Genomic DNA, 4,296 nt, shown 5'->3' on the forward strand with positions numbered 1-4,296 from the left:
CGGCGATCGACGTGGTGGCGCTGGCCGCGGTGCGCGCCACGAGAGAAGCTCAAGTCGCGCAGGGCCGCGACAAATTACCGTCGATCCTGGGAACGCCGGCCGCGGGCGAAAGCGCCGGCGGCGAGTTCTTCGACGGCAACACCGAGGTCGCGACCTTTCCGGGCGATTTGCCCTTGGATCCCGAGCCGCTCTTCAACGGCACCGATGCGTTCCGCGGCCTCGCGACTGAGGCTGCCGAGACTAGCGACTTCCGCTTCCTGCGCTTCCGCCCGCCCACACTCGACCGCGAAGGCAGCGAGCCGCCGACGCTGCCACACATCCGCCTCGACCGTGCCTTGCAGTTCCTGATCGGAGACAAGCTCGCATGAACGACCGATCGAAGCCACGGCGGCCGGCGACGTTTCGGCTCGACGATCCCGGCGTCGTCGTCACTGAAGCCGACGAAACCAGCCGACTGAGTCGCGCCACGATCCAGATCACGCCGGAGCACGATCCGCAGGCGCAGCCGGTGCCGATTCAAACCGCGCTTCCCGCGCGCCGCGGTTTTCCCTGGGGCGCGCTGTTCTGGTCGGGCGTTGCCGGGTTGACGCTGCTCGGCACCGGGCTCGGCGTCGTCCATCTGATCGAGGATTTGTTTGCGCGCAGCGAAAGCCTCGGCTATGTCGGGTTAGCGTTTGCGCTCGTGACCGCGCTTGCGCTCGCGGTGGTGATCGGCCGCGAGGCGTTCGGTCTCGCGCGCCTCGCCGCGATCGAGCAGTTGCATCAGCGTGCCGCCGCAGTCCTTGCCAGCGACGATCGCAAGGAGAGCCGCGTCATCGTGCAGGACCTACTCAAGATCGCGCACCAAAACCCGCAGCTCGCGCGCGCCCGCGCCACCCTGGAGAGCCACACCGGTGAGATCATCGACGGCGCCGACATGATCCGGCTCGCCGAGCGCGAGCTGATGTCGCCGCTGGATGCCGAGGCGCGGCGGCTGGTGTCGTCAGCCGCGCAAAAGGTTTCGATCGTGACCGCGGTGAGCCCACGCGCCGCGATCGACGTGCTGTTCGTGTTCGTCGCCGCGCTCCGCCTGATCCGCCAGCTCGCTTATCTCTACGGCGGCCGCCCCGGCGCACTCGGCATGATCCGCCTGCTCCGCCACGTCATCGCCCATCTCGCCATCACCGGCGGCATGGCCGCGAGCGACAGCCTGGTGCAGCAGATGCTCGGCCACGGCATCGCGGCAAAACTGTCGCAGCGCCTCGGCGAAGGCGTGCTCAATGGCTTGTTGACGGCGCGGCTTGGCCTCGCCGCGATCGACGTCACGCGCCCGCTGCCGTTCGCAGCGCTGCCGCCACCGAAGCTGTCGGACCTCGCGACGGATCTGCTGCGAAAGAAGGACGGAGAGGAGTAGCCAGGAACCGTAGGGTGGGCAAAGGCGCACTTGCGCCGTGCCCACCATTAATCCGGCACTTCGACGGAAGTGGTGGGCATGCTTCGCTTTGCCCACCCTACGATACTAAGGGTGTCGTTGCCGTTTCCTCCATCAAGAACGGTTCCTTTCGCGCCTGCAGAGAGCGTATCGATGCCGTCCGTGCCCCTCACATAAACCTGGCCGTTGCCAACGACCGAGACGGTCAGCGTGGCCGTACTGGTGCCGCCATCTACGGGTGGTGCCTGCCCGCAATCGCGAAGGTGATAACGCTTAACCAACTCGCCAGGAGGCTCAACAATGCGACAGGCATGCGCGCAAGGGGATAAGGAGGCGCAGTCTACCGCGCTAAGCGCGTGTATGCCTTTCGAATTCCCCAGCCAGCACCTTCCACTGAAACAGTGGCGAGTCCTTCGGCGGCGACAGCTCCGGGGTCCAGCCGCTCAGCTTCTCAACCACATAAGTATCCGTCAGAACGCCGCGCCAACGGCGTTCGACCCGGGCGAGCGGCTCGCGCTTGGCGGGGATGCTCTCCCACAGCGACGAATGATCGTCTGGCTCGCGGCCGACATAGATGCCATCGTGGTCCCTGATCCGGTCTAGGCCGGGATCGCTGAAATTCTGGAAACGGCCGCGCTCGTTGATCTCGATGACAGGCACGCGCCCCCTGAACAGCCAGCGCATCATGGCGTAGGTGCGGTAGTCCGTCGTCGCGATCCAGGTCGCGCCCGTCTCATCCAGCCCGGCTTGCACGCGCGCGGCAACCTGCTCATAGCCGGCCTCGGCGCCGATCGGATCGATCTTGCCAAGGAGATTCCACGGCGCGGCGACGTAATAGAGGAACACGATGACGACAAAGGCGATGCCCGAGACGATCGCTGTCCTGGCCCAGAACACCGACGATCTCAGCATGCGCGCCGACCAATTCTCCTTCATCATCGTCGCCAAGTTCACGGCGGCGGCGGCAAACCCCACCGGCCACATGAACATCGGCCAGGTGTCGCCGACCCGCAGCGTCGTCGACTTGAAAAGGAAATAGAGGAACGGCACCAGCACCGCGGTCGACAGCAGGATCGCAACCGGCTTGCGTGTGCGATAGCCGCGCCATGCCGTAAGCACCAGACCTGTCAGCACCACCGGCAGCATGACGAAGCCGACCAGACCGAACTGCAGGCCGATGTAATCGCCGATCGTCCGCAGCGAGATGCCGTAATTGGCGGTGGCGCGCACGCCCTGGAAACGAAACGAAGCCCAATCGTGCTGCGCGTTCCAGATCAGCACCGGCGAGAACACTACGATCGCGACCAGCACGGCGAGATAGGGATAGGGGCTGCGCAGCCAGCGCAAGCGCCAATCCGGCACGAGCAGAAAGGCGGCGACCGCAGGCGCGAACATGATCGCGGTGAATTTCGACAGCATCGAGAGCCCGGCGAACAGGCCCGCCGCAAGCCACCAGCGACCGTCGCCGCTCTGCGCCAGCCGCACCAGCGACCAGAACATCGCCACCGCGAACGGGATCATGGCGACGTCAGGCGCGACCTTGGCCATCAGCAGGCCGTAGTAGAGCGCGGCCTCCGGCATCAGCACAGCGAGCACCACGGCGCGCACATCATGCGTGAGGCGACGGACGATGTCGGCGAGCAGCAGCTGCGTCACCAGCATCGCGACGATGCCGCCGAAGCGGACACCTAGCGTGGTGTCGCCGAAGATCGCGGTACCGAAGCGGATCAGCCAGGCGATGCCCGGGGGGTGATCGAGGAAGCTCAGCGCGCCCTCCTTCGACCAGGTCCAGTAATAGGCCTCGTCGGTGCGCAGCTCGATCGCGGAGGCATAGACGATACGGAGCAGCGTCATCGCGGCGATGACCGCGACGGCCATGACGAGGGGACGGCGCGTGGCGCCGCTGGAGGGCATGGTGATGTCAGAAGCTGTCGTCACGGCCGCGCTTTTCGCCAACCTGGGAGGGGGAGTCAATGTGGGGGTGGTGGGATGGGCAAGCGGTGTTCCCAGCGCCCACCCTACGATTTCGCAACCTTGATTGGCATGTGACCTCACAACCTGTCCACATCGGGAATTAAACGTTACGCTGGCTGTTCTCCTTCGTGAACTGATACAACCGAATCATGGCCATCGCTGCTGCAAACATGTCCGAACTCGTCCGCGCCACCAGCGTGCGGCAGGTGCGGCTCATCTGCGGCGTGATCCTGTTCTCCTATGTGATCAGCCATTTCCTCAACCATGCGCTCGGCAATATCTCGGTCGAGGCCATGGAGACCGGGGTCTACTATCACACCGTCTTCTGGCAGTTCCTCCCCGTTGCGATCGTCTTCTACACGGCGGCGCTCACGCATATGGGGCTCGGCATCTATGCGCTCTATCAGCGCCGGCAGTTCCGCTGGCGGACGATCGAGCCGCTTCAGCTCGTGCTGGGCTTGAGCATTCCGGCTCTGGTCATGGGGCACGTGATCGGCGTGCGGCTCGGCTACACACTTTACGATCATCAGAAGCTCTATCCGCAGGAGCTCTATCTCTTCTTCGTCGCCGCGCCCGGCCGGCTCTGGCAGATGACGATCCTGCTGCTGATCGCCTGGGTGCACGGCTGCATCGGCATCTATTTTTGGCTTCGCCTCAAACCGTTCTTCACGCGCGCCGCACCCTATCTGCTCGCCGCGGCCGTGCTGGTCCCGACACTGTCGCTGCTCGGCATCTACCAGGGCGGCCGCAGCGTCGTGATCGAGAGCGACGATCGAGACTGGCGTACGCAAAATCTCACCCGCCGCCAGGTCGGCACGGTCGCGGAAGGCAACACGCTCGACCGCATCACCGGCATCCTCACCGTCGGCTATTTCGGTCTGCTCGCCCTGGCGCTGGCGGCTCGCGGCGTG

3 protein-coding genes and 1 pseudogene are annotated in these 4,296 nt (G+C 65.2%); 3 read left to right on the forward strand and 1 reads right to left on the reverse strand.

Features of this window, described 5'->3' with window-relative positions; translation table 11 throughout:
- Together MOV74_RS32390 and MOV74_RS32395 are read left to right on the forward strand one after the other, a co-directional pair.
- Positions 1-368, forward strand: a 368-nt coding sequence (locus tag MOV74_RS32390) for a YcjX family protein (RefSeq protein WP_246931066.1), incomplete at its 5' end; no start/stop codon positions are given.
- Positions 365-1,393, forward strand: coding sequence for a YcjF family protein (locus tag MOV74_RS32395; RefSeq protein ID WP_246931067.1), 1,029 nt, complete (start codon positions 365-367; stop codon positions 1,391-1,393). The genes MOV74_RS32390 and MOV74_RS32395, both read left to right, overlap by 4 nt.
- 366 nt (positions 1,394-1,759) lie before the next feature.
- Here the strand turns inward: MOV74_RS32395 and MOV74_RS32400 are convergent, their stop codons facing one another.
- Complete coding sequence (locus MOV74_RS32400) at positions 1,760-3,325, reverse strand: glycosyltransferase family 39 protein (RefSeq protein WP_246931068.1); 1,566 nt, start codon at positions 3,323-3,325, stop codon at positions 1,760-1,762.
- 209 nt (positions 3,326-3,534) lie between these two features.
- Here MOV74_RS32400 and MOV74_RS32405 point away from each other — a divergent pair.
- A pseudogene (locus MOV74_RS32405) lies at positions 3,535-4,296 on the forward strand (adenylate/guanylate cyclase domain-containing protein); the annotation flags it as partial.

The sequence above is a fragment of the Bradyrhizobium sp. SHOUNA76 genome, from assembly GCF_023006445.1.
Taxonomy (GTDB): Bacteria; Pseudomonadota; Alphaproteobacteria; order Rhizobiales; family Xanthobacteraceae; genus Bradyrhizobium.